Annotated in this window: 18 protein-coding genes; 10 read left to right on the top strand and 8 right to left on the bottom strand. The window is 75.3% G+C overall.

Going from position 1 to position 21,161, the window contains the following annotated elements; all coding sequences use genetic code 11:
- Window positions 1-21 precede the first annotated feature (21 nt).
- A complete protein-coding gene (locus tag B446_RS08345) occupies window positions 22-1,506 on the top strand; it encodes a cytochrome P450 (protein ID WP_020938981.1) in 1,485 nt (494 codons plus the stop codon).
- Between the two features lie 26 nt (window positions 1,507-1,532).
- Here the strand turns inward: B446_RS08345 and B446_RS08340 are convergent, their stop codons facing one another.
- The 3 genes from B446_RS08340 to B446_RS08330 all read right to left on the bottom strand — a co-directional run bounded on the left by B446_RS08340 (window position 1,533) and on the right by B446_RS08330 (window position 4,418).
- Window positions 1,533-2,486, bottom strand: a complete 954-nt coding sequence (locus tag B446_RS08340; RefSeq protein WP_043475067.1) for a pseudouridine synthase — start codon at window positions 2,484-2,486, stop codon at window positions 1,533-1,535.
- Window positions 2,487-2,535: 49 nt separating this feature from the next.
- Window positions 2,536-3,384 carry a siderophore-interacting protein gene (locus B446_RS08335; protein WP_020938979.1) on the bottom strand — a complete coding sequence of 283 codons (849 nt, stop codon included), beginning with the start codon at window positions 3,382-3,384 and terminating at the stop codon, window positions 2,536-2,538.
- 113 nt (window positions 3,385-3,497) lie between these two features.
- Entirely contained in the window at window positions 3,498-4,418 is a 921-nt protein-coding gene (locus B446_RS08330; protein ID WP_078614665.1) for a 5'-3' exonuclease, read from the bottom strand.
- Between the two features lie 479 nt (window positions 4,419-4,897).
- On the opposite strand from B446_RS08330, the gene B446_RS08325 reads away from it, so the two are divergent.
- Together B446_RS08325 and B446_RS08320 are read left to right on the top strand one after the other, a co-directional pair.
- Window positions 4,898-5,470, top strand: a complete 573-nt coding sequence (locus B446_RS08325) for a helix-turn-helix domain-containing protein (RefSeq protein WP_020938977.1) — start codon at window positions 4,898-4,900, stop codon at window positions 5,468-5,470.
- Between the two features lie 41 nt (window positions 5,471-5,511).
- Window positions 5,512-6,231 carry a helical backbone metal receptor gene (locus B446_RS08320; protein WP_020938976.1) on the top strand — a complete coding sequence of 240 codons (720 nt, stop codon included), beginning with the start codon at window positions 5,512-5,514 and terminating at the stop codon, window positions 6,229-6,231.
- Here the strand turns inward: B446_RS08320 and B446_RS08315 are convergent.
- Window positions 6,158-7,303 carry a TDT family transporter gene (locus tag B446_RS08315; protein WP_020938975.1) on the bottom strand — a complete coding sequence of 382 codons (1,146 nt, stop codon included), beginning with the start codon at window positions 7,301-7,303 and terminating at the stop codon, window positions 6,158-6,160. The two genes, B446_RS08320 and B446_RS08315, sit on opposite strands and share 74 nt — an antisense overlap.
- 70 nt (window positions 7,304-7,373) lie before the next feature.
- Here B446_RS08315 and B446_RS08310 point away from each other — a divergent pair, with 70 nt between their 5' ends.
- The gene (locus B446_RS08310) at window positions 7,374-8,303 is read left to right on the top strand and encodes a LysR family transcriptional regulator (protein ID WP_020938974.1); all 930 of its coding nucleotides are present in this window, start codon (window positions 7,374-7,376) and stop codon (window positions 8,301-8,303) included.
- 420 nt (window positions 8,304-8,723) lie between these two features.
- On the opposite strand, the gene B446_RS08305 is transcribed toward B446_RS08310, so the two are convergent.
- Together B446_RS08305 and B446_RS08300 are read right to left on the bottom strand one after the other, a co-directional pair.
- Entirely contained in the window at window positions 8,724-9,410 is a 687-nt protein-coding gene (locus B446_RS08305; protein WP_043475064.1) for a gamma-glutamyl-gamma-aminobutyrate hydrolase family protein, read from the bottom strand.
- Window positions 9,411-9,504: 94 nt separating this feature from the next.
- Window positions 9,505-10,257: a FadR/GntR family transcriptional regulator gene (locus B446_RS08300; RefSeq protein ID WP_020938972.1), complete on the bottom strand. Its 753-nt coding sequence runs from the start codon at window positions 10,255-10,257 to the stop codon at window positions 9,505-9,507.
- Window positions 10,258-10,352: 95 nt separating this feature from the next.
- Here B446_RS08300 and B446_RS08295 point away from each other — a divergent pair, with 95 nt between their 5' ends.
- Genes B446_RS08295 through B446_RS08280 form a run of 4 tightly spaced genes read left to right on the top strand, consistent with a single transcriptional unit; the run spans window position 10,353 to window position 15,197 of the window.
- Window positions 10,353-11,717, top strand: coding sequence for a glutamine synthetase family protein (locus B446_RS08295; protein ID WP_020938971.1), 1,365 nt, complete (start codon window positions 10,353-10,355; stop codon window positions 11,715-11,717).
- 47 nt (window positions 11,718-11,764) lie between these two features.
- Window positions 11,765-13,162 (top strand): aldehyde dehydrogenase family protein, encoded by a 1,398-nt coding sequence (locus B446_RS08290; protein WP_052352257.1) that lies wholly within the window; start codon window positions 11,765-11,767, stop codon window positions 13,160-13,162.
- Complete coding sequence (locus B446_RS08285; protein WP_020938969.1) at window positions 13,159-13,941, top strand: 3-oxoacyl-ACP reductase; 783 nt, start codon at window positions 13,159-13,161, stop codon at window positions 13,939-13,941. Before B446_RS08290 ends, B446_RS08285 begins: the two co-directional genes overlap by 4 nt.
- A 26-nt stretch (window positions 13,942-13,967) precedes the next feature.
- Entirely contained in the window at window positions 13,968-15,197 is a 1,230-nt protein-coding gene (locus B446_RS08280) for a haloacid dehalogenase-like hydrolase (protein ID WP_020938968.1), read from the top strand.
- Between the two features lie 38 nt (window positions 15,198-15,235).
- Here the strand turns inward: B446_RS08280 and B446_RS08275 are convergent, their stop codons facing one another.
- Window positions 15,236-16,438 carry an amino acid deaminase/aldolase gene (locus tag B446_RS08275; RefSeq protein WP_020938967.1) on the bottom strand — a complete coding sequence of 401 codons (1,203 nt, stop codon included), beginning with the start codon at window positions 16,436-16,438 and terminating at the stop codon, window positions 15,236-15,238.
- A gap of 1,459 nt (window positions 16,439-17,897) precedes the next feature.
- Here B446_RS08275 and B446_RS08270 point away from each other — a divergent pair.
- Window positions 17,898-18,845, top strand: a complete 948-nt coding sequence (locus B446_RS08270) for a hypothetical protein (RefSeq protein WP_234967467.1) — start codon at window positions 17,898-17,900, stop codon at window positions 18,843-18,845.
- Complete coding sequence (mycP, locus tag B446_RS08265) at window positions 18,842-20,044, top strand: type VII secretion-associated serine protease mycosin (RefSeq protein WP_020938965.1); 1,203 nt, start codon at window positions 18,842-18,844, stop codon at window positions 20,042-20,044. Before B446_RS08270 ends, mycP begins: the two co-directional genes overlap by 4 nt.
- A gap of 58 nt (window positions 20,045-20,102) precedes the next feature.
- Here mycP and B446_RS08260 read toward each other — a convergent pair whose 3' ends face one another.
- Entirely contained in the window at window positions 20,103-21,119 is a 1,017-nt protein-coding gene (locus B446_RS08260) for a serine hydrolase (RefSeq protein WP_052352134.1), read from the bottom strand.
- Between the last annotated feature and the right edge of the window lie 42 nt (window positions 21,120-21,161).

Raw genomic sequence — 21,161 nt, 5'->3', positions numbered from 1 at the left:
ATCCGTTCCCGGAGCGACACTGTGACGCCTGAACAGCAATCCCTGACCGGCACCGACCCCACCTCCGGCCCGCCGCCGGGCTGCCCGGCGCACGGCCTGGGGCCCGGGGGACTGCACCGGCTCTACGGGCCCGACGCGGAGAACCTGGACGACCTCTACGAGCGGCTGCGCGAGGAGCACGGACCCGTCGCGCCCGTGCTCCTGCACGACGACGTACCGATGTGGGTGGTGCTCGGGCACGCCGAGAACCTGCACCTGGTGCGCAGCCCCTCCCAGTACTGCCGCGACAGCCGGATCTGGACCCCGCTGCAGGAGGGCATGGTCAAGCCCGACCATCCGCTCATGCCGCACATCGCCTGGCAGCCCATCTGCTCGCACGCCGAGGGCGACGAGCACCAGCGGCTGCGCGCCGCGGTCACCGGCGCCATGTCGACCATCGACCACCGCAGCATGCGCCGGCACATCGGCCGCCACACACAGGAACTGGTCAACGCCTTCTGCGAACGCGGCCGGGCCGACCTCGTCCCCCAGTTCGCCGAGCACCTGCCGATGGCCGTCATGTGCGAGATCCTCGGCATGCCGGAGGAGTACAACGACCGGATGGTGCAGGCCGCCCGGGACGCCCTGAAGGGTACCGAGACCGCCATCGAGAGCCACGGCTACGTCATGGACGCGCTGAGCCGGCTCACCACCCGGCGGCGGGCCAGGCCCGACGACGACTTCACCAGCCATCTCATCACCCACCCCGCCGGGCTGTCCGACGACGAGGTCCGCGAACACCTGCGCCTGGTCCTGTTCGCCGCCTACGAGGCGACCGCCAACCTGCTCGCCAACGCGCTGCGCATGGTCCTCACCGAGCCGGGCTTCAGGGCCCAGCTCAACGGCGGGCAGATGACCGTGCCGGAGGCGATCGAGCAGTCCCTGTGGGACGAGCCGCCGTTCAGCACCGTCTTCGGCTACTTCGCCAAGCAGGACGCCGAGCTCGGCGGCCAGCGCATCCGCAAGGGCGACGGGCTGCTGTTCGCCCCGGCCCCGGGCAACGTGGACCCACGGGTGCGCCCCGACCTGTCGGCCAACATGCAGGGCAACCGGTCCCACCTCGCCTTCGGCGGCGGCCCGCACGAGTGCCCCGGTCAGGACATCGGCCGTGCCATCGCCGACGTCGGTGTGGACGCGCTGCTGACCCGGCTCTCGGACATCCGGCTCGACTGCCCCGAGGAGGACCTGCGCTGGCGGTCCTCGATCGCCTCCCGGCACCTGGTGGCCCTGCCGGTCCGCTTCGAGCCGAAGCCGCAGCAGGACGTGGGCCTGCCGCCCAGCGCCTCGGCCGTCCCGCCGCAGCGCTCCACCTGGCAGGTGGGCACCGCCCACACCGATCCGGCCCCCGCCCCCGGCCCCCGGCCGGTGGCACCGCCCCCGGTCCCGGTGGACCCCGCCCCGGCGGCGGAGCCCGCCCGCCGCGAGACCCTGTGGCACCGGCTGCTGCGCTGGTGGCGCGGCGACTGACCGCCGGCCCGGGAAACCGGCCCGCGCTACGGCGTCCCGGCGCTCCACTCCCGCGGGGACGCCCAGGCCCGGAGCGTACGGCCACTGGTGAAGGCGTGCTCGACCCCGGTGACGGGATCGGTGAACTCGAGCCGCCGGGCGAGGAGTTGCAGGGGACGCCGGAAGTCGCCGGCCGGCACCGGCGGGGTCACCCGCGGATAGAGCGGGTCGCCGAGGATGGGCACGCCGAGGGCGCTGAGATGGACGCGCAGCTGGTGGGTCTGCCCGGTCTCGGGGACGAGCCGGTAGCGGCCGAGACCGTCGCGGTGCCCGGCCGGATCCACCCGGGTCACCGCGTTCGGCTCGCCTTCGACCTCCCGTGCCGCGGGTATCCCGCGTTCCTTGACGATGCGGCTGCGCACGGTCAGCGGCAGGGCGAGCGAGGGGTCGTACGGCGCGACGGCCTCGTACTCCTTGCGCACCGCGCGGTCCCGGAACAGGGTCTGGTAGGCGCCGCGTTCCTCGGGCCGCACGGTGAACAGCACGAGACCGGCGGTCAGGCGGTCCAGGCGGTGGGCGGCGGTCAGCGTGGGGATGCCCAGCTCGTGCCGCAGCCGGGCCAGCGCGGTCTGGGTGACGTGCGTGCCGCGCGGGGTGGTGGCGAGGAAGTGCGGTTTGTCGGCGACGACGATGTGCTCGTCCCGGTGGACGACCTCCACCGGGAACGGCACCGGCACCTCGGCCGGCGGGTCGCGATGGAACCACACGTACCGGCCGGGCTCGTACGGCGCGTCCGGCGCCACCGCCCGTCCGTCGGCCCCGACGACCTGCCCGGCGTCGAACATCGCCTCGACCACGCCGGGTCCGGCGCCGGTCAGCCGGGCCACGAGATGCTCCCGCACGGTGCCCCAGGCGCCCTCGTACGGCAGCCGCACCCGCACCGGGTCGACACCGTCACGCTGGGGGAGCGGGGCGGGCGGGGGTGGCGTACGGCGTCTCATCGGGGACAAGGGTACGGGCCTCGTGGCCGGGGAGGAGGGGGAGGCCCGCTCAGGCGGCCGCCGCGTCCCCGCTCTCCTGCTCGGCCTCGATACGGGCGTTCCACTCGCGCTTGGAGGCCTGCCAGCCGTCCTCGTTGTGGCCCAGGCGCCAGTAACCGGAGATCGACAGGTCCTCGCGCGGGATCTGCGCCTCCAGCCGCAGCAGCCGGCGCAGCTCCTTCACGAAACCGGCCTCGCCGTGCACGAACGCCTGCGGGCGGCCCGCCGGGAACCGCAGCGCCCGTACGGCCTCCACCAGCGCCTCGCCCACCGGCCGGTCCCCGCGGTGCAGCCAGACCACCGGCACCTCGGAGTCGATCTTCTGCTCCTCCTCGGGGCCCGCCACCTCCACGAAGGCGTGCGCCACGGCGCCCGGGGGCAGCGTCTCCAGGGCACGGGCGATCGCGGGCAGTGCGCTCTCGTCACCGGCGAGCAGATGCCAGTCGGCGCTCGGGTCGGGCGCGTAGGCGCCGCCGGGGCCCATGAAGCGGACGCTCTCGCCCGGCCGCACCCGCGTCGCCCAGGGGCCGGCCAGCCCCTCGTCGCCGTGGACGACGAAGTCCAGGGTCAGCTCGCGCCGTTCCGGGTTCCAGTCGCGCACCGTGTAGGTCCGCGTCACCGGCCACTGCTCGCGGGGGAACTCCGCGCGGATCCGCTCCAGGTCGAAGGGCTCCGGGTAGGTCACGCCCGCGGGACCGAAGAGCAGCTTCACGTAGTGGTCGGTGCAGGTGTCCGCGGCGAAGCCGGCGAGGCCCTCGCCCCCCAGCACGACGCGCTGCATGTGCGGGGACAGCCGCTCGGTGCGCACCACCTGGGCGGTATGGGGCTTGCGCGGCTTCCGTCCCGGGCGCTCTGCCATCACGGCCTCCTGCTGCATTGGTTAGGTTTACCTAAGTTAGCATCCCTCTTCCGTCGGCAGGACCTCCCGCGAGCGCTCGGTGATCGCCCTTTGCCGGAATATTCCGATGAGGATCACTCCGCCAGCGTCGTCAGCAGCCGTTGCAGTGAGCCACCCAGGCCCCACCGGGCCGCCAGCGCCTCCAGCCCCGAGGGATCGCGCGGGGTGCGGGGCAGCGCCGTGTCCACGTCCGGCAGCGGGACGTCGTCCGCCACCCGCACCACCTTCGGCGCGACCGCCACGTACGGCCGCGCCTCGGTCAGCCGCTTGCGCTGCGACGGCGTGAGCCTCGACCGCGGGTCGTCGACCGCCGCCATGATCCCGGCCAGGTCGCCGAACTCGGCGAGCAGCTTGGCGGCCGTCTTCTCGCCGATGCCGACCACACCCGGCAGGCCGTCGCTCGGGTCACCGCGCAGCAGCGCCAGATCCGCGTACCCGCGGCCGTCCACCCCATACTTCGCGCGCAGCACCGCCTCGTCCGTGAGCTGCAGCGTGCCCACGCCCTTGACCGGGTACAGCACCCGGACCTCCCGCCCGTCGTCGACGAGCTGGTACAGGTCACGGTCGCCGGTGACGATGTCCACCGGCCCGGCCGCACGCCCGGTGAACGTGCCGATCACGTCGTCCGCCTCGTACCCCGCGACCCCGACCCGGGCGATGCCGACCGCGTCCAGCACCGCCTCGATGACCGGTACCTGCGGGGTCAGCGTGTCCGGCACCTCCTCCTCGTCCGGCGCGCCCGCGCGCTCCTCGGCGACCCGGTGCGCCTTGTAGGTCGGGATCAGGTCCACCCGCCACTGCGGCCGCCAGTCGGCGTCCATGCAGGCCACGAGCTGCTGCGGCCGGTGGTCCTTGACCAGCCGGTCGATGAAGTCGAGCAGTCCGCGCACGGCGTTCACCGGCGTGCCGTCCGGAGCCTTCACGGAGTCCGGCACGCCGAAGTAGGCGCGGAAGTACAGCGAGGCGGTGTCGAGGAGCATCAGTCGTCCGGTCACGCTCGCATCATGCCGCACGGCACCGACAGCGACCCGGCGGCGCCTCTTCGGCCCCTCCGCCGGGACCTCCGAGGCGTCGGCACGGACGTCGGCAAGGGTTCCCCGGGACGCCGTCCGAAGGGCGCCGAGAGCCAGGTGGCCGGGTGACCTGACGGCACCGACCGCCGCCCACCCCTGGTGCCGTACCGGCGCCCCGGCGACTACGGTACGGTTCCGGCCAACCACGCAACGCCATGCACCCGGCCGCACCGGGAACACCCGCGGCTCCGCGTGCCTTGAACCAGGGGAGACCCGTCCCGCGCGGGCCGTCGCCGCATGGCGCGAACTGTGGGGGTGCGGGCCCACCGACGTGTCGGGGATGTGACAGCCGCCTGAAACGGTTTGCCGAACATGCGTAGGGTGCAGAGAACTCTTCGGAGGTGCGCCCGGCGCGGGGCACCCGGCAGGGGACACGACGAGTGAAGGAGGGAGCCGGAGCGATGGGCGACCACAAAGAGCAGCAGCCCGCGCGGGTGGGCGCGGCCGTCCGGCGCCGCCGCCGCGCGCTCGAGCTCACCCTCGCCGTCGTGGCCGAGCGCACCGGTCTCTCGGTGCCCTTCCTCAGCCAGGTCGAGAACGACAAGGCCCGCCCCAGCCACACCTCCCTGGAGAAGCTGGCCGACGCCCTGCGCACGACCGCCGTGGAGCTGCTCGCCGCCGCCGACCCGGCGGCCAGCGTGGACGTCGTACGGGCCGAGAACGCCGCCGAGGCGGACTTCGCCCCCCGCACCCGCTCCCTGGTCCGCGGCCACCACCAGCTGCACGCCTCCGAGTACACCGGCGACCACGACGCCGGACGCGAGTTCCAGCACCGCAACGACGAGCTGATGTACGTCGCCGACGGCGCCGTCGAGATCGAGGCCGAGGGCCGCGCCTACCGCCTCGGCCGCGGTGACACCCTCTACCTGACCGGTGGGGTCCGCCACCGCTGGCGGGCCACCGTCCCGGACACCCGGATCGTCGTGGTGGCGGTCGCCGAGCACATCGAGGCGGTCCAGGACCGGACCCGCTAGGTCGCGGCGTGCGGCGGGCGGGACTTCGCGGACACGGCCCGGTGCGGGTCGTCTCCCTCGTCCCGTCGCTCACCGAGGCGGTGGCCGCCACCCTGCCCGGGGCGCTGAAGGGCGCAACCGACTGGTGCTCCCACCCGCCCGGCCTCGACGTGACCCGGGTGGGCGGTACCAAGAACCCCGACGTCGAGCGGATCCGCGCCCTGGCCCCCGACCTGGTGATCGCCAACGAGGAGGAGAACCGCGTCCCCGACCTGGACGCCCTGCGCGGGGCGGGCCTGACCGTGGTGGTCACCGAGGTGCGCTCGGTGCCGCAGGCGTTCGGGGAGCTGGAGCGGGTGCTCACCGCCTGCGGCGCGCGGGCCCGCCCCCGCTGGCTCGACGAGGCGGAGGCCGCCTGGGGCGCGCTGCCCGTGCCCGCGAGCCGCAGGACGGCGGTCGTCCCGGTCTGGCGCCGCCCCTGGATGGTCCTCGGCCGCGACACCTTCGCGGGCGACGTCCTGGCCCGACTGGGCGTGCACCACCTGTACACGGGCCATCCCGACCGCTATCCCCGCGTGCCCCTCGACGAGCTGACGGCGGCCCGTCCCGACCTGGTCGTGCTGCCCGACGAGCCCTACCGCTTCACCGCCGACGACGGCCCCGAAGCCTTCCCCGGTCCGCCCTGCGCCCTGGTCAGCGGGCGCCATCTCACCTGGTACGGCCCCTCACTGGCCGAGGCGCCGCGGGTGCTGGGCGAGGCGCTGCGGGCAACTCGCCGCTGAGCAGGCCGCGCACGGTCCCGGCACCGGCCGCCAGCCAGGCGGCGACCAGCAGCGCGTACAGGCCGACGGCGAGTCCCTCGTACACGGCGAGACCGGTGTGCCGGGCGAGCGCGGCGGCGCCGGTGACACAGGTGCCCACCGGGAAGGTGAACGCCCACCAGGTCATCGAGAAGCCCATGCCCCGGCGCCGGGCCCGGACCACGTGCACGGCGGCCAGCGCCAGCCACAGCAGCGCGAACCCCATGACCGGCACCCCGTACAGCACCGCGAAGACACCGAGACCGTGGTCGTACGGCGCCGGTACGACCCCGTCGGCCCGGTCGGCGATCAGCCCGACCGCGGTGGTGGACTGCCCGAGCGGACCGAGCACCAGGAACAGCGCCGGGGTCAGCGCGAGCGGCAGCGGGCCGGAGCCGATCACCCGGGCGAAGACCAGCGGCAGCATCAGCAGCGTCGCCAGCAGGCTGAGCCCGAACAGCGCGAAGCACGCGAGGAGCAGCGTCTCGCGGGGCTGGCCCGGCGGCAGGTGCGGCACCAGCAGCGGGCCGACCGCGGCCGAGACCATCGGGGCGACCAGCGGCAGCAGCCAGGCCGGGGTGGCCTCGGCGGCCCGCACCCGGTGGTGCACCGCCATCAGGTACGGCACCGCCACGGCGGCCGCGAGCCCGATCAGGGTGCCGGCCGGGAAGAGCACCCAGTCCAGGGCGACGGCCGCACGGACACCGATCCAGTCCCGGCCGACGGTGACGGCACCGCCGCCCACCGCCAGCAGCGCCATGGACAGACAGCCGTAGAACGGCGCCATGGCCGGGTCGAGGAGGTCGGCGCGCGCCTGGTCGCGGTGGTGGGTCCAGTGCAGGGCGCGCCCGGCCAGCAGGACCACCAGCAGCACCAGCGCCAGCGCCCAGACCGCCGTGCCGACCTCCCGCAGCCCCTCGACGCGGAGCGGCAGCGCGGCCCCGGCGGTGCCGACGACGGAGGTGCCCATGACGGCGGCGTACCAGTTGGGGCCGAGATGCCGCACACGGGCGGAGCGGGGGAGGGGCACGGACGGTGCCGCTGCGATGACCATGACACCACCGTCCCGCGCCCCCGCCGCGCTGACCAGGGAGTACCCCTCTATGAGGGCATAAGCTGGTCTTATGAGCGACGAGTACGCGACCGTGGACGGCGGCCCCGCCGGCTCGCTGGCCCACCGGGTGCCGGACCTCGGCGCGCTGGAACTCCTGCTGGCCGTGGCGCGGCTCGGCAGCCTGGGGGCGGCGGCGCGGGAGCTCGGCATCACGCAGCCGGCCGCGAGCAGCCGTGTCCGCTCCATGGAGCGGCAGCTCGGCGTCGCCCTGGTCGACCGTTCGCCGCGTGGCTCCCGGCTCACCGACGCGGGCGCCCTGGTGACGGACTGGGCCCGCCGGGTGGTGGAGGCGGCGGCGGCCTTCGACGCGGGCGCGCGGGCCCTGCGCGACCGGCGGGACTCGCGGCTGCGCGTCGCGGCCAGCATGACCATCGCGGAGTACCTGCTCCCCGGCTGGCTGCTCGCCCTGCACGCCGAACGGCCGGACACCGCGGTGTCCCTGCTCGCGGGCAACTCGGCGAAGGTCGCCGAACTCCTGCTGGCCGACGAGGCGGACCTGGGCTTCGTGGAGGGCGTCGCCGTCCCGGCCGGCCTGGACTCCACGGTGATCGCCCGCGACCGCCTGATCGTGGTCACCGCCCCCAGCCACCCCTGGGCCCGCCGCCGGCGCCCGCTGACCCCCGAGGAGCTGGCGGCGACCCCGCTCATCCTGCGCGAGCGCGGTTCCGGCACCCGGCAGGTCCTGCACACCGCCCTGGGTGGCCTGGCCCGCCCGCTGATCGAGCTGTCCTCGACCACGGCGGTGAAGGCGTCCGCGGTCAGCGGCGCCGGCCCCTCGGTCCTGAGCGAGCTGGCGGTCGGTGAGGAACTGGCGATGCGCCGCCTGGTGAGCATCCCGGTCGAGGGCGTCTCCCTGCGCCGCGACCTGAGAGCGGTCTGGCCCACAGGCCACCGCCCCACCGGCCCAGCCAGAGAACTCCTCACTCTGACCCGAGCCTGACCTCCCCCAGGGGCGCGGGGAACGGCCCGACAAGCCACAAGGCACCCGCACCCGAAGGCGACCTCAGGCCCCCCAGGGGCGCGGGGAACGGCGCGACCAACCACAACGCACCCGCACTCGAAGGCGACCTCAGGCCCCCCAGGGGCGCGGGGAACGGCCCGACAAGCCACAAGGCACCCGCACCCGAAGGCGACCTCAGGCCCCCCAGGGGCGCGGGGAACGGCCCGACCAACCACAACGCACCCGCACTCGAAGGCGACCTCAGGCCCCCCAGGGGCGCGGGGAACGGCGCGACCGACCACAACGCACCCGCACTCGAAGGCGACCTCAGGCCCCCCAGGGGCGCGGGGAACGGCGCGACCGACCACAACGCACCCGCACCCGACGAAACACAGCCGGCCCAACGGCGCCAAACCCCGCTCAGCCCGCGGCAGCGACCAGTGCACGCACCACCCGGAGATCCTCCCCCATCTCCGGATGCCACTGCACCCCCAGCACCCACCCCTCCGCCGCCGGGAGCTCGACCGCCTCCACCGTCCCGTCGGCCGCGTGCGCGGACGGCACCAGCCGCGCGCCGAGCCGCTCCACCGCCTGATGGTGATACGTCGGCACCATCAGCTCCTCCGGCACGATCCCGGCGTACAACGTGCCCGGCACCGGCGTCACCGGATGCCCGCCGAACACACCGACCAACTCCGCGTGCCCGTCGAGATGCTGCACCAGCGTCCCCCCGAGCGCCACGTTCAGCAGCTGCATGCCCCGGCAGATCCCGAGCAGCGGCACGCGCGCGGCCAGGGCGGCGTCGATCAACGCCAGCTCCCAGGCGTCCCGCTCGGGGGCGGGCGGCCCCGTGCGGGGCGAGCGTTCCGCGCCGTACCGCCCGGGATCGACGTCGGGTCCGCCGGCGATCACGAGCCCGTCGAGCCGGGCCACCGCGGCCGCCGCGTGCTCCGGCGCGTCCGGCGGCAGCATCGCCGCGAGCGCACCGGCCCGCTGCACCAGCCGGGGATACGCGGCCGGCAGCAGCGCCGCCTCCAGCTCCCACACGCCCCAGCGCGCGCTGTTCTCCAGATAGGTGCTCACACCGATCAGCGGTCGTCCGTTCACGCTGCCCTCCCGGGAATCCAAGAACGATCCCATGGTCCGCCGGCACACCTCTGCCCACTCGCGCCGCCCCCGCCCCCGCCCCCGGACGGGCCGCTCACGCGAGGAACCCCCGCAGCAGCGCCGCCGTCCCCGCGCAGTGCTCCCGCATGGTCTCCCGCGCGCCGTCCGCGTCCCCCGCGAGCACCGCCTCCACCAGCGCGGTGTGCTGGCGCTGCGAGTGCTCCAGGTTGCGCACCAGCAGCGGGATGCAGTCCAGCAGGTCGTTGACGGTCGCCCGGACCGCCGCGTACTGCGCGGCGAGCGACGGCGAGCCGCACAGCTCGGCCAGCGTCAGGTGCAGCAGCGTGTCCAGCCGCCGGTAGTCCGCGAGCGGCGCCTCGCGGGTGCGCTCCAGGGCCGCCCGCAGCCGCGCGCCCCGCTCGGCCGTCAGACCGTGCGCCGCGCACAGCCCGGCCGCCCCGACCTCCAGCACCTCCCGGAAGCGCAGCACGTCCTCGATGTCGACCTCGGCGATCCGGCGCCGCAGCTCGTCCTCGCCGCCGCCGTCCGCGCGGGGCAGCACGAACGTTCCGCCGTACCGTCCGCGCCTCGCCTCCACCAGGCCCTGGTCCTGAAGGACCCTCAGCACCTCGCGCAGCGTGACCCGGCTGATCCCGAGCCGCTCGGCCAGCTCCCGCTCGGCCGGCAGCCGTTCGCCGCCCGGCACCAGGCCGAGGCGCACCACCTGGAGGATCTGCTCCAGGGCCTCCTCGAAGCCGTTGCCCGCCCGCACCGGCCGCAGCACCGGGGCGAGCCGGTCGTCGGCACCCGGCGCCTGCGCCCCCCGCGCATCCGTCTCCCGCGGCATCCGGCCGTGCCCCCTTCCCAGGCAATGGTTCGTGGCCATACCTTATGGCTCCCGGCCCCGCCGCAACACGCGAAGAAGCCGAAGGAGGCTCTGCCGTGGCAGACCGCACACCCCCGTTGAGCGTCGAGGAGCTGCGGGCCCTCGTCGCCGGCGGTGAGATCGACACCGTCGTCCTGGCCTTCCCCGACATGCAGGGACGGCTCCAGGGCAAGCGGTTCGCCGCCCGGTTCTTCCTCGACGAGGTGCTCGGGCACGGCACCGAGGGCTGCAACTACCTCCTCGCCGTCGACACCGAGATGAACACCGTCGACGGCTACGCGATGTCCTCCTGGGACCGCGGCTACGGCGACTTCGCCATGCACCCGGACGTCTCCACCCTGCGCCGCGTCCCGTGGCACCCCGGCACCGCCCTGCTCGTCGCCGACCTCGCCTGGCACGACGGCTCCCCGGTCGTCGCCGCCCCGCGCCAGATCCTGCGCCGCCAGCTCGACCGCCTCGCCGACCTCGGCTACACCGCGCAGGTGGGCACCGAGCTGGAGTTCATCGTCTTCAAGGACAGCTACGAGCAGGCGTGGGACGCCGGCTACCGGGACCTGACCCCGGTCAACCGGTACAACATCGACTACTCCGTCCTCGGCACCGGCCGCATCGAGCCCCTGCTGCGCCGCCTGCGCAACGACATGGCCGGCGCCGGGCTCACCGTCGAGTCGGCCAAGGGCGAGTGCAACCCCGGCCAGCACGAGATCGCCTTCCGCTACGACGAGGCCCTCGTCACCTGCGACCAGCACGCCCTCTACAAGACCGGCGCCAAGGAGATCGCCGCCCAGGAGGGGGTCTCCCTGACCTTCATGGCGAAGTTCAACGAGCGCGAGGGGAACTCCTGCCACATCCACCTCTCGCTCACCGACGCGGACGGCGCCAACGCCATGGCCGGCGACGGGGACGGCGGCATGTCCGACGTCATGCGCCACTTCCTCGCCGGGCAACTGGCCGCCCTGCGCGACTTCTCGCTCCTGTACGCCCCCAACATCAACTCCTACAAGCGGTTCCAGCCGGGCTCCTTCGCCCCCACCGCCGTCGCCTGGGGCCCCGACAACCGCACCTGCGCCCTGCGCGTCGTCGGCCACGGCCGCTCGCTGCGCTTCGAGAACCGCCTCCCCGGCGGCGACGTCAACCCCTACCTCGCCGTCGCCGGACTCGTCGCCGCAGGGCTGTACGGCATCGAGCGGAAACTCGAACTGCCCGAACCCTGCACCGGCAACGCCTACGCCGCCGACCTCGCCCACGTCCCGACCACCCTGCGCGAGGCCGCCGAACTCTGGGAGACCAGCCCGATCGCCAAGGCGGCCTTCGGCGAGGAGGTCGTCGCGCACTACCGCAACATGGCGCGCGTCGAGGTGGAGGCCTACGACGCCGCGGTCACCGACTGGGAGCTGCGCCGCTCCTTCGAACGTCTGTGAAAGGCCGACCCGTGTCCGAACCGTCCGAGGCACCCGAACCGTCCGGCCTGCCGGACCCGTCAGCCTCAGCCCCGTCAGACCCGCACGAACTGACGGTCCTCGACCCCGCCACCGAGAAGGTCGTCGCCACCGTCCCCGCGGCCGGCGCGGCCGACGTGGACGCCGCCGTCGCACGCGCCGCGCGCGTCCAGCCCGCCTGGGCCGCCCTCGCACCCGCCGACCGGGCCCGCCTGCTGCGCCGCTACGCCGACGTCGTCGACGCCCACCTCGACGAACTGGCGGGCCTCGAGGTGCGCGAAGCCGGTCACACGATCGGCAACGCGCGCTGGGAGGCCGGGAACGCCCGCGACCTGCTGCTGTACGCGGCCGGCGGCGCCGAACGCCTCCTCGGCCGGCAGATCCCGGTCCCCGGCGGCTGGGACGTCACCTTCCACGAACCCCTCGGCGTCGTCGGCGTGATCGCCCCCTGGAACTTCCCCATGCCCATCGCCGCCTGGGGCTCCTTCCCGGCCCTCGCCGCGGGCAACGCCGTCGTCCTCAAACCCGCCGAGACCACCCCGCTCACCGCCCTGCGGCTGGCCGAACTCGCCCTGGAGGCGGGCCTGCCCGAGCACCTCTTCCAGGTGCTGCCCGGCCACGGCCGCACCGCGGGCCGCGCCCTGACCGACCACCCGGGCGTCGCCAAGATCGTGTTCACCGGCTCCACCCGCACCGGCCGCGAGGTCATGGAGCGCTGCGCCCGCCTGGTCAAGCCGGTCACCCTGGAACTCGGCGGCAAGAGCCCCAACGTCGTCTTCGCCGACGCCGACCTGCAGGCCGCCCTCGACCCCTTCTCCTTCCTGGACAACGCCGGCCAGGACTGCTGCGCCCGCACCCGCGTCCTGGTCCAGGAGACGGTGTACGAGGAGGCGCGCGACATCCTCGCCGAGGCGCTCGCCGCCGTCGTCGTGGGCGACCCGGCCGACGCCAGGACGCAGATGGGCCCGCTGATCTCCCGTCAGCAGCTGGACCGGGTACGGTCCTACGTCCCCGAGGACGCGCCCGCCCTGCGCGGCAGCGCCCCCGGCGGCCCCGGCTTCTGGTTCCCGCCCACCGTCCTCACCGGCGAGCGGCACGACGGCCGGGCGGCCGTCGAGGAGATCTTCGGCCCCGTCGCCGTGCTGCTCCCGTTCACCGACGAGGCGGACGCGGTCCGCCTCGCCAACGACACCCCCTACGGCCTGTCCGGATCCGTCTGGACCCGGGACGTCGGCCGCGCCCTGCGCGTCTCCCAGGCCGTCCGCGCGGGCAACCTGTCCGTCAACTCCCACTCCAGCGTCCGCTACTGGACCCCGTTCGGCGGCTTCAAGCAGTCCGGCCTCGGCAGCGAGCTGGGCCCCGACGCCCTGACCGCCTTCACCGGAACCAAGAACGTCTTCATCAGCACGGAGGGCCCCGCACAGTGACCGACACCCATCTCTGCCGCCGCCTGACCGGCCGTACCGCCGTCGTCACCGGAGCCGGCAGCGGCATCGGCCTCGCCACCGCACGCCGTCTCGCCGCCGAGGGCGCCCACGTCGTCTGCGCCGACGTCGACACCACCGCGGGCAAGGCCGCCGCCGACGCGGTCGGCGGACTCTTCGTCCAGGCCGACGTCACCGACCCGGAACAGGTCGAGGCGCTGTTCCGGACGGCGTACGACACCTACGGCAGCGTCGACGTCGCCTTCAACAACGCCGGCATCTCGCCGCCCGACGACGACTCCATCCTGGAGACCGGCCTGGAGGCGTGGAAGCGCGTCCAGGAGGTCAACCTCACCTCCGTCTACCTGTGCTGCAAGGCCGCCATCCCCTACATGCGCCGCCAGGGCAAGGGTTCCATCATCAACACGGCGTCCTTCGTCGCCCGGATGGGCGCGGCCACCTCCCAGATCTCCTACACCGCCTCCAAGGGCGGGGTCCTCGCCATGTCCCGCGAACTGGGCGTGCAGTTCGCCCGCGAGGGCATCCGGGTCAACGCCCTGTGCCCCGGACCGGTCAACACCCCCCTGCTGCGCGAGCTGTTCGCCAAGGACCCGGAGCGGGCCGCGCGCCGGCTCGTGCACATCCCGGTCGGCCGGTTCGCCGAGGCGGACGAGATCGCCGCCGCCGTGGCCTTCCTGGCCAGCGACGACTCCTCGTTCGTCAACGCCACCGACTTCCTGGTCGACGGCGGCATCTCGGGCGCGTACGTCACCCCCCTGTAGGGACGAAGGTGTACGGTCCCCGTCATATGCGACAGCATCTCGCGTGGATCCTGGCAGCGGCCGCCGTCCTGGCGGCCGCGCCCACCGCACCGGCTGCCACCCCCGACTGCCCGCGGCTCGGCGGCCGTTGGCACGGCGACCACCGCGCCCGCCTCCAGCAGGTGATCGACGCCGGCGGCACCTGCTCCGGGCACACGGGCGCGGTCGCCGTCTTCGACTGGGACAACACGGTCACCAAGAACGACGTCACCGACGCCACCCTCTCCTGGGCCCTGCGCCACGACCGGCTGCCGCGGCCCGCGCGCTGGAAGGACACCAGCGCCTGGCTGACCGGTGCCGCCGACCGGGCCCTCACGGCCGCCTGCGGCACCGGCGCGGGCGCACCCCTGCGCACCTCCACCGCACCCCGCTGCACCGACGAGATCACGAGCGTCCGCGACAACGGCACCACCACCAGCGGCGCGCCCGCCTTCGCCGGGTCCTGGAACCACCGGCGCACCGTCCCGCAGTACGCCTGGGTCCCGCAGCTCTTCGCCGGCCGCACCCCCGCCGAACTCGCCTCCTACGCCACCGCCGCCCGCCGCGAGGCCCTCGCCGCACCCGTCGGCGCCACCCGCACCCTCGGCACCCGGACCGTCCCCGCCTACGTCCGCTACTACGACCAGCAGCGCGACCTGATCCGCACCCTCCACCGGGCCGGATTCCGGGTCTACGTCGTCTCGGCGGGCGCCGAACCCGTCACCGAGGTCTGGTCCCGCGCCGTCGGCGTCGACGCCGCGCACACCATCGCCATCCGCCCGGTCCTCGACGGCCGGGGCCGCATCACCCCGCGCACCGAGGGCTGCGGCGGCGCCCCGGCGTCCCGCGGCGCCGTCATCCCCTACATCGACGGCAAACGCTGCTGGATCAACCAGGAGATCTACGGCATCCACGGTGCCGACGCCTGGCACCGGCAGCCCCCGCGGCTCCGGCCGGCGATCGCGGCCGGCGACGCCGACACCGACGTCACCTTCGTCGCCGACGCCACCGGCGCCCACCTCGTGCTCAACCGCAACAAGCCGGAGCTGATGTGCCGGGCGTACGACGACGCCGACGGCCGCTGGCTGGTCGAGCCGATGTTCATCGCCCCGCTGCCGCGCAGGACGCAGCCGTACCCGTGCGCGAGCACCGCCCGCACCGCACCCGACGGCACCGCCGGGCCGCTCCTGCGCCCCGACGGCTCCGTGGTGCCGGACCAGACGGACACCGTGTACTGAGCCCGGCGGTTCGGCGCTCAGCTCTCAGCGCTCAGGAGTCAGAGGAAGGTCAGGCCCTCGCCCCGGTAGGTGGGCACGGTCGCCGTCACCGCGTCGCCCTCGATCAGGTGCAGCGTGTCGAACCGCTCGCACAGCTCGCCCGCCTTGGCGTGCCGGAACCACACCTTGTCGCCGATCAGCAGGTCGTCGGCGGGGGAGCCGAGCAACGGCGTCTGCACCTCACCGGGGCCCTCCTGGGGGTCGTACTTCAGCCCCTCGGGCAGGTACGGCACCGGCAGCCGGTCGGGCCCCGCCGCGCCGGACGCCGGGTAGCCGCCACCCAGCACGGTCACCACGCCCACGCCCGGCCGCCGTACGACCGGCTGGGCGAACAGGGCCGCCGGACGGCCGGTGAAGGACGTGTAGTTGTCGAAGAGCCGAGGCACGTACAGCCCCGAACCGGCCGCTATCTCCGTGACCGCGTCCTCGGCGGCCGTGTGCTGCACACTGCCCGTGCCGCCGCCGTTGACGAACTCCAGGTCCGGCGCCACCGCCCGGACCGCCCGCACCACGGCGGCCCGCCGCTCGGCCAGCTCGCGCCGGGCGGCGGCCTGCATCAGCCGGACGGCCCGCGACCGCAGCGGCCGCCCGGCCACCGCGTCCCCGACCCCCGCGACATGCCCCTCGTACGCCATGATCCCCACCAGCCGGAACCCGGGCCGCCGGGCCACGGCCCGCGCCAGCTCGGCGAGTTGGGCGGGGGAGTGCAGCGGAGAGCGGCGCGCCCCGACCCGCACCCGGCCGCCCAGCAGCTTCAGCGAGGTGTCCAGCTCCAGGCAGACCCGCACCTCCTCGCGCCCGCCGTCACGGGCCGCGTCGATCAGGTCGAGGTGCGCGACGTCGTCGACCATCACGGTGACGGCGGCGGCGAGCTTGGGGTCGGCGGCCAGCTCCGCGAAAGCGGACCGGTCGGCGGACGGGTAGGCCAGCAGGACGTCCTCGAACCCGGAGCGCGCGAGCCACAGCGACTCGGCGAGGGTGAACGACATGATGCCCTGGAACCCGTCCCTGGACAGGACGCGTTCCAGCAGGGCCCGGCAGCGGACCGACTTGCTCGCGACCCGGACCGGCTTGCCCGCGGCGCGGCGGACGAGATCGGCCGCGTTGGCGTCGAAGGCGTCCAGATCCACGATCGCGAGAGGGGCGTCGAGAGGGGCGGTGGCCCGGTCGTAACGGGCCCGGTCGGCGGCGCGCGCAGTCATGACGGAAGCCTGCCAGACAGGATTACCGCAGGGTAGGGGGACGTTCCGGGCAGATGCCCCCGGCGTGCGGACTGGTGCTCGTTCCGTCCCGGGCAACCCGTAGAGTGACGCGCACGTACGGCGGAACGCCTCCGGCCGCATCACCTGAACCGGGATGCCGGTCCAGCCGTACGGGTATGCGTGCCCGGACGGACTCTTCACCCCGGGCGCGGCCGCTGCAGGAACGGCCCGCGTACGAGGAAACGGCCCGGGCACGAGGAAACGGGGGGTGCAGTGAGCACGGAAGCGCGCCGCGCCCCGGTACCCGGCCGCCCCGGCGCCGGACCGGACGCGCCCGCACCGAGCACCCCGGCGCACGCCCCGGCCGAACCGCCGGAGCACACGCCGCCCACGGCCACCGACTTCGACGACGAGCCCTCGGTCTTCGCCCCCCGCACCCCCCGCACCCGTCCCACAGCCGCCCCTGCCGTTGGATCCCCCGGAGCGGGGTCCGGCGGGCGGGGTGCCGTGACCGGCTCCTCCGGCGCCGGGAGCGGCGGGCGGGGGCCCGTGACGCGCGGGGCCGGACCCGGGAGCGGTGCGTCCGGCTCCCGCTTCGGGGGCTCCAGGCCGTCCGCCGTGCCCGAGGCCGCCGATCCCGTGAGCCCGCCCCCGCCGCCCGCTTCGGCACGCTTCCCCGACGCCCCGCCGACCGCGTCTCGCGACACCGCCCCCGGGACGCCCTCCGCGCACGGACCACCGCCCCGGACCCGGGCCGGCCCGCACCGAGGCGCCGCAGGTGGTGCCGCAGCGTCCCGGGCAACGTCCTGGCCCGTGGCCGGGCGGGGACGAGGCCGCGCCCGTGGCGCCTCCGCGTCCGGCTCCGCAGCCGGGTCGCGGTGAGGCGGGGACGGTGACGCCGCCGCGTCCCGGGCAACGTCCTGGCCCGTGGCCGGGCGGGGACGAGGCCGCGCCCGTGGCGCCTCCGCGTCCGGGTCACCGTCCGGCTCCGCAGCAGGGGCGTGGCGAGGCGTCGGCGGTGGTGTCTCCGAGCCCGGCTCAGCGTCCGGGTCCGCGGCCGGGCCACGGCGAGGCGTCGCCCGCGGTGCCGTCGAGCCCGGTTCATCGTCCTGGCGACCGGCCGGGCCGTGGTGAGACCGCGTCAGTGGTGCCCCCGGGCTCGGCTCGTCCTTCAGGTGTTCAGCCGGGCCGGGACGAGGCCGCGTGCGTGGTGCCCCCGCTTCCGGACCGCCGCCCCGGAGCGGAACCCGGCCGTGCCGAGGCCGCACCGGCGGCGCCCCCGCGTCCGGCGCAGCGGCCGGGCACGCCGGCCACCGGGCCGGAGTCGCTGTCGGAGACGACGACCCGGCTCCGCCCGCAGCCGCAGCCTCAGCAAGCTCGGTCACCACGTTCCACGCCGCCGGCGCCCTCCGCGCCGCAGCCGCGCTCCGGTTCCGGGGCCCCGGCGCGGGGGGAACAGGTGGCGCAGGCGCCGTCCTCCGCGCCCGGTGCGCGCGCGGGGTGGAGCCCGAGCGCGCCCGCGAGCCCCCCGCCCGCCTCCCCGGACCCCGCCCTGTCCTGGAGCGCCGCCGCGGCGCGGCCCGTGGTGTCCTTCGGGAAGCCCGAGGGGTACGACGGCTACGACGGGCGGATGCGGGCGCGGCCGCTGGGGCTGCGGATGCGGCCCAGGACCGCCGCTGCCGCCGCCTGCCTGGTCCTCGGGCTCGGCCTCATCGGCGGTGCGGCGACCGGGAGTTGGCTGACCGGCGACGGTGGTGACGGCACGGCGGCAAGCGGGTTCAGCGCAGCCGCGACGCTCTGGCACAGCGTGCCCGTGGACCAGCTGTTCCCGCCCACCGTGCCGGGGACCGGCGCCGGACCCGGCGGCGCCGACCGCACCTGGACGCGGATCGCCGTGGCCCGGGACAGCGCCTGCGCCGACGCCTTCGACCCCCTGCTGCGCAGGGCGCTCGCCCCCGTCGGCTGCCGCCGGCTGCTGCGCGCCACCTACACCGACGCCACGCAGAGCTACGTCACCACCGTCGGCCTGCTGTTCACCAAGGGCGACCCCGCCGCCATGTCCGCCCTCGCCACCCGTTTCCGCGAGGAGCACCTGGACCGCCGGGCCGACCTGATGCCCCGGCCCTACGCCGCCAAGGGCACCGCGGCGGCGCACTTCGGCGACCGGCAGCGCGCGAGCTGGACCATCTCCGTGCTCGCCGACGTCCCCGTCGTCGCCTACGCCGTCTCCGGCTGGGCCGACGGCCGCACCGTCGACTCGCCCCAGCCCGCCGCGGACGCCGTGCACTCCGGCGCCACCACGGCACCCGCCCAGGCCGGCCTCGGCAACGAGGCCCAGGGACTGGCCGACCGCGTCGAGCGGCGGCTTCGCCAGACCGCGGGCAAGGCCACGGAGAAGCCCTCATGACGAGACCGACGCCGCCGCGACCCACCCGCGGCCGCCGCCGCGCCCGCGCCACCGCCTCGGCGTTCACCGCGCTGCTCGCCGGTTCGCTCGCCGTCCTTCCGTCCGCCGCGGCCCACGCCGACAGCATCCGCGCCCAGCAGTGGGGCCTGTCCGCGCTCCACCTCGACGAGGCGTGGCGCACCACCAAGGGCCGGGGCGTCACCGTCGCGGTCCTGGACACCGGCGTCGAGGCCGACCACCCGGACCTCGCCGGGAACGTGCTGCCCGCCAAGGACATGATCGGCTTCGGCGCGGGACCCGGCGACCGCGCCTGGGCCCGGCACGGCACCGCCATGGCCGGCATCATCGCCGGGCACGGCCACGGACCGGGCCGCACCGACGGTGTCGTGGGTGTCGCGCCCGAGGCGAAGGTCCTGCCCGTGCGGGTCATCCTGGAGGACGGCGACTCCGCCCGCACCAAGGCCCGCACCACCCGGGGCAACGCCCTCGCCGACGGCATCCGCTGGGCCGCCGACCACGGCGCCGACGTCATCAACCTCTCCCTCGGCGACGACTCCGCCTCCGCCCACCCCGAGCCCAGCGAGGACGAGGCCGTGCAGTACGCCCTGAAGAAGGGGGTCGTCGTCGTGGCCTCCTCGGGCAACGGGGGCGACAAGGGCGACCACGTCTCCTACCCGGCGGCCTACCCCGGCGTCATCGCCGCCACCGCCGTGGACAAGTTCGGCACCCGGGGCTCCTTCTCCACCCGCCGCTGGTACGCGGCGGTCAGCGCACCCGGCGTGGACGTCGTGATCGCCGACCCCGACCACAAGTACTACGAGGGCTGGGGCACCAGCGCGGCCTCCGCGTTCGTCTCCGGCGCGGCCGCCCTCGTCAAGGCAGCCCACCCCCGACTCACCCCCGCCCAGATCAAGAAGCTCCTGGAGGACACCGCCCGCGACGCCCCGGTCGGCGGCCGCGACGACTCCCGCGGCTTCGGGATGATCGACCCGGCGGCCGCCCTGAAGGCCGCGGCCCGCCTCGAACCGCGCGGACTGCACCCGGCGTCGTACAGCGGGAAGTACTTCGGCCCGGGCCCGGACACGGCCGGTCCCGGCGGCTCCGCCGCCGACTGGGCGGGCCTCCTGGCGGGCGGCGCGGGCGCGGTCCTGCTGGTGGCGGCGGTCGTCCTGTGGCGCGGCCGCCGGACCACCCGCTGAGCCCGGCCCGCCGCCGGGACGGACCCGCCCGGCCGGGCCCCGCGTGCGGCTCGCGCGGCTATGACGCCGACGCCGGGGCCGCCGTGAACCCGGACACGGCCGCCTTCGCGGCGGCCTCCACCAGCGAGATGCCGCTCGCCTTGCTGACGGTCCCCTCCGACAGCACCGCCACCAGGTAGTCGGCCCCGTCCACGCGCACCCGGCCGATGCTGTTGACATCCCACAGCCCGGTCGTACTGCGCGGCAGCCACCCGTTCTTCAGGGCGGGGGAGGACCCCGGGGCCGCGGCGGAGACCCCCCACCGCTGGTCCGGCTCCACCGACTCCATCAGGCCCCGCACATACGCCCGCGAGGCCGCGCTCAGCCTGGAATCCGCCGTGAACACCTGTCGCAGCAGGCGCAGTTGGTCCGCGGCGGTGGTTCGGGTCAGCCCCCACAGCCCGTCGGCGCCACCGGAGGTCGAGCCGAGCCCGAACCGCCGGTTCGCCGCGTCGAGCCCCTCGGCCCGCCCGATCGTGTGCCACAGCGCGGTGGTCGAGGCGTTGTCGCTGTTCTCGATCATCTTCGTGGCGTACGCCTTCTCCGCGTCCGTCAGGTGCCGTCCCGCGTCCTGCACCTGGAGCAGCAGCGCGGCGAGGACGTCGACCTTGACGATGCTCGCCGTGTCGAAGGCGTCCCGGCCGTACACGGCACCGTCACCGGAGTGCGGGTCGAACACGGCGGCCGACACCCGCGCCCCCGACGGCACCGCCACCGACGCCATGGCCCGGGACAGCGACGCCTTCCGCGCGACGGCGGAAGACGGGGTAGCGGGTTCCATCGGTGCCTCCTCGCCCGCCGTGACCGGGGAGGAGGCCGACGGCGTCGCCGCCGACGATACGGCCCCGGTACCGGGGTGCGCGCGTGCCCTGACGCAGACGGTGCCGCCCGCCGTCACCGCGGCGACCGCGACCACGGCCGGCGCGACCATCGACAGCGGACGACGACGGCCACGGCGGGCGCTGCGGGCACGGCGGGCGCTGCGGGCACGGCGGGCGCTGCGGGCCCGGCCACGGCGGGCTCCGGGGGACTCCATGCCCTCGATGCTCGGGGCGGGGCCCGTGCACCACGTGGGACG

Origin of the sequence: Streptomyces collinus Tu 365 (assembly GCF_000444875.1) — a bacterium.
Taxonomy (GTDB): Bacteria; Actinomycetota; Actinomycetes; order Streptomycetales; family Streptomycetaceae; genus Streptomyces; species Streptomyces collinus_A.
The sequence above is the reverse complement of the archived record's forward strand: the minus strand, read 5'-3'. Positions and strand labels throughout refer to the sequence as shown.

Bases quoted from the DNA above. Each gene is read 5' to 3' on its own strand.
- B446_RS08300 (WP_020938972.1), bottom strand. From the start codon at position 10,257: ATGCCGCGGGAGACGGATGCGCGGGGGGCGCAGGCGCCGGGTGCCGAC.
- B446_RS08340 (WP_043475067.1), bottom strand. From the start codon at position 2,486: ATGAGACGCCGTACGCCACCCCCGCCCGCCCCGCTCCCCCAGCGTGAC.
- B446_RS08325 (WP_020938977.1), top strand. From the start codon at position 4,898: ATGGGCGACCACAAAGAGCAGCAGCCCGCGCGGGTGGGCGCGGCCGTC.
- B446_RS08335 (WP_020938979.1), bottom strand. From the start codon at position 3,384: ATGGCAGAGCGCCCGGGACGGAAGCCGCGCAAGCCCCATACCGCCCAG.
- mycP (WP_020938965.1), top strand. From the start codon at position 18,842: ATGACGAGACCGACGCCGCCGCGACCCACCCGCGGCCGCCGCCGCGCC.
- B446_RS08280 (WP_020938968.1), top strand. From the start codon at position 13,968: ATGCGACAGCATCTCGCGTGGATCCTGGCAGCGGCCGCCGTCCTGGCG.
- B446_RS08275 (WP_020938967.1), bottom strand. From the start codon at position 16,438: ATGACTGCGCGCGCCGCCGACCGGGCCCGTTACGACCGGGCCACCGCC.
- B446_RS08260 (WP_052352134.1), bottom strand. From the start codon at position 21,119: ATGGAGTCCCCCGGAGCCCGCCGTGGCCGGGCCCGCAGCGCCCGCCGT.
- B446_RS08315 (WP_020938975.1), bottom strand. From the start codon at position 7,303: ATGGTCATCGCAGCGGCACCGTCCGTGCCCCTCCCCCGCTCCGCCCGT.
- B446_RS08310 (WP_020938974.1), top strand. From the start codon at position 7,374: ATGAGCGACGAGTACGCGACCGTGGACGGCGGCCCCGCCGGCTCGCTG.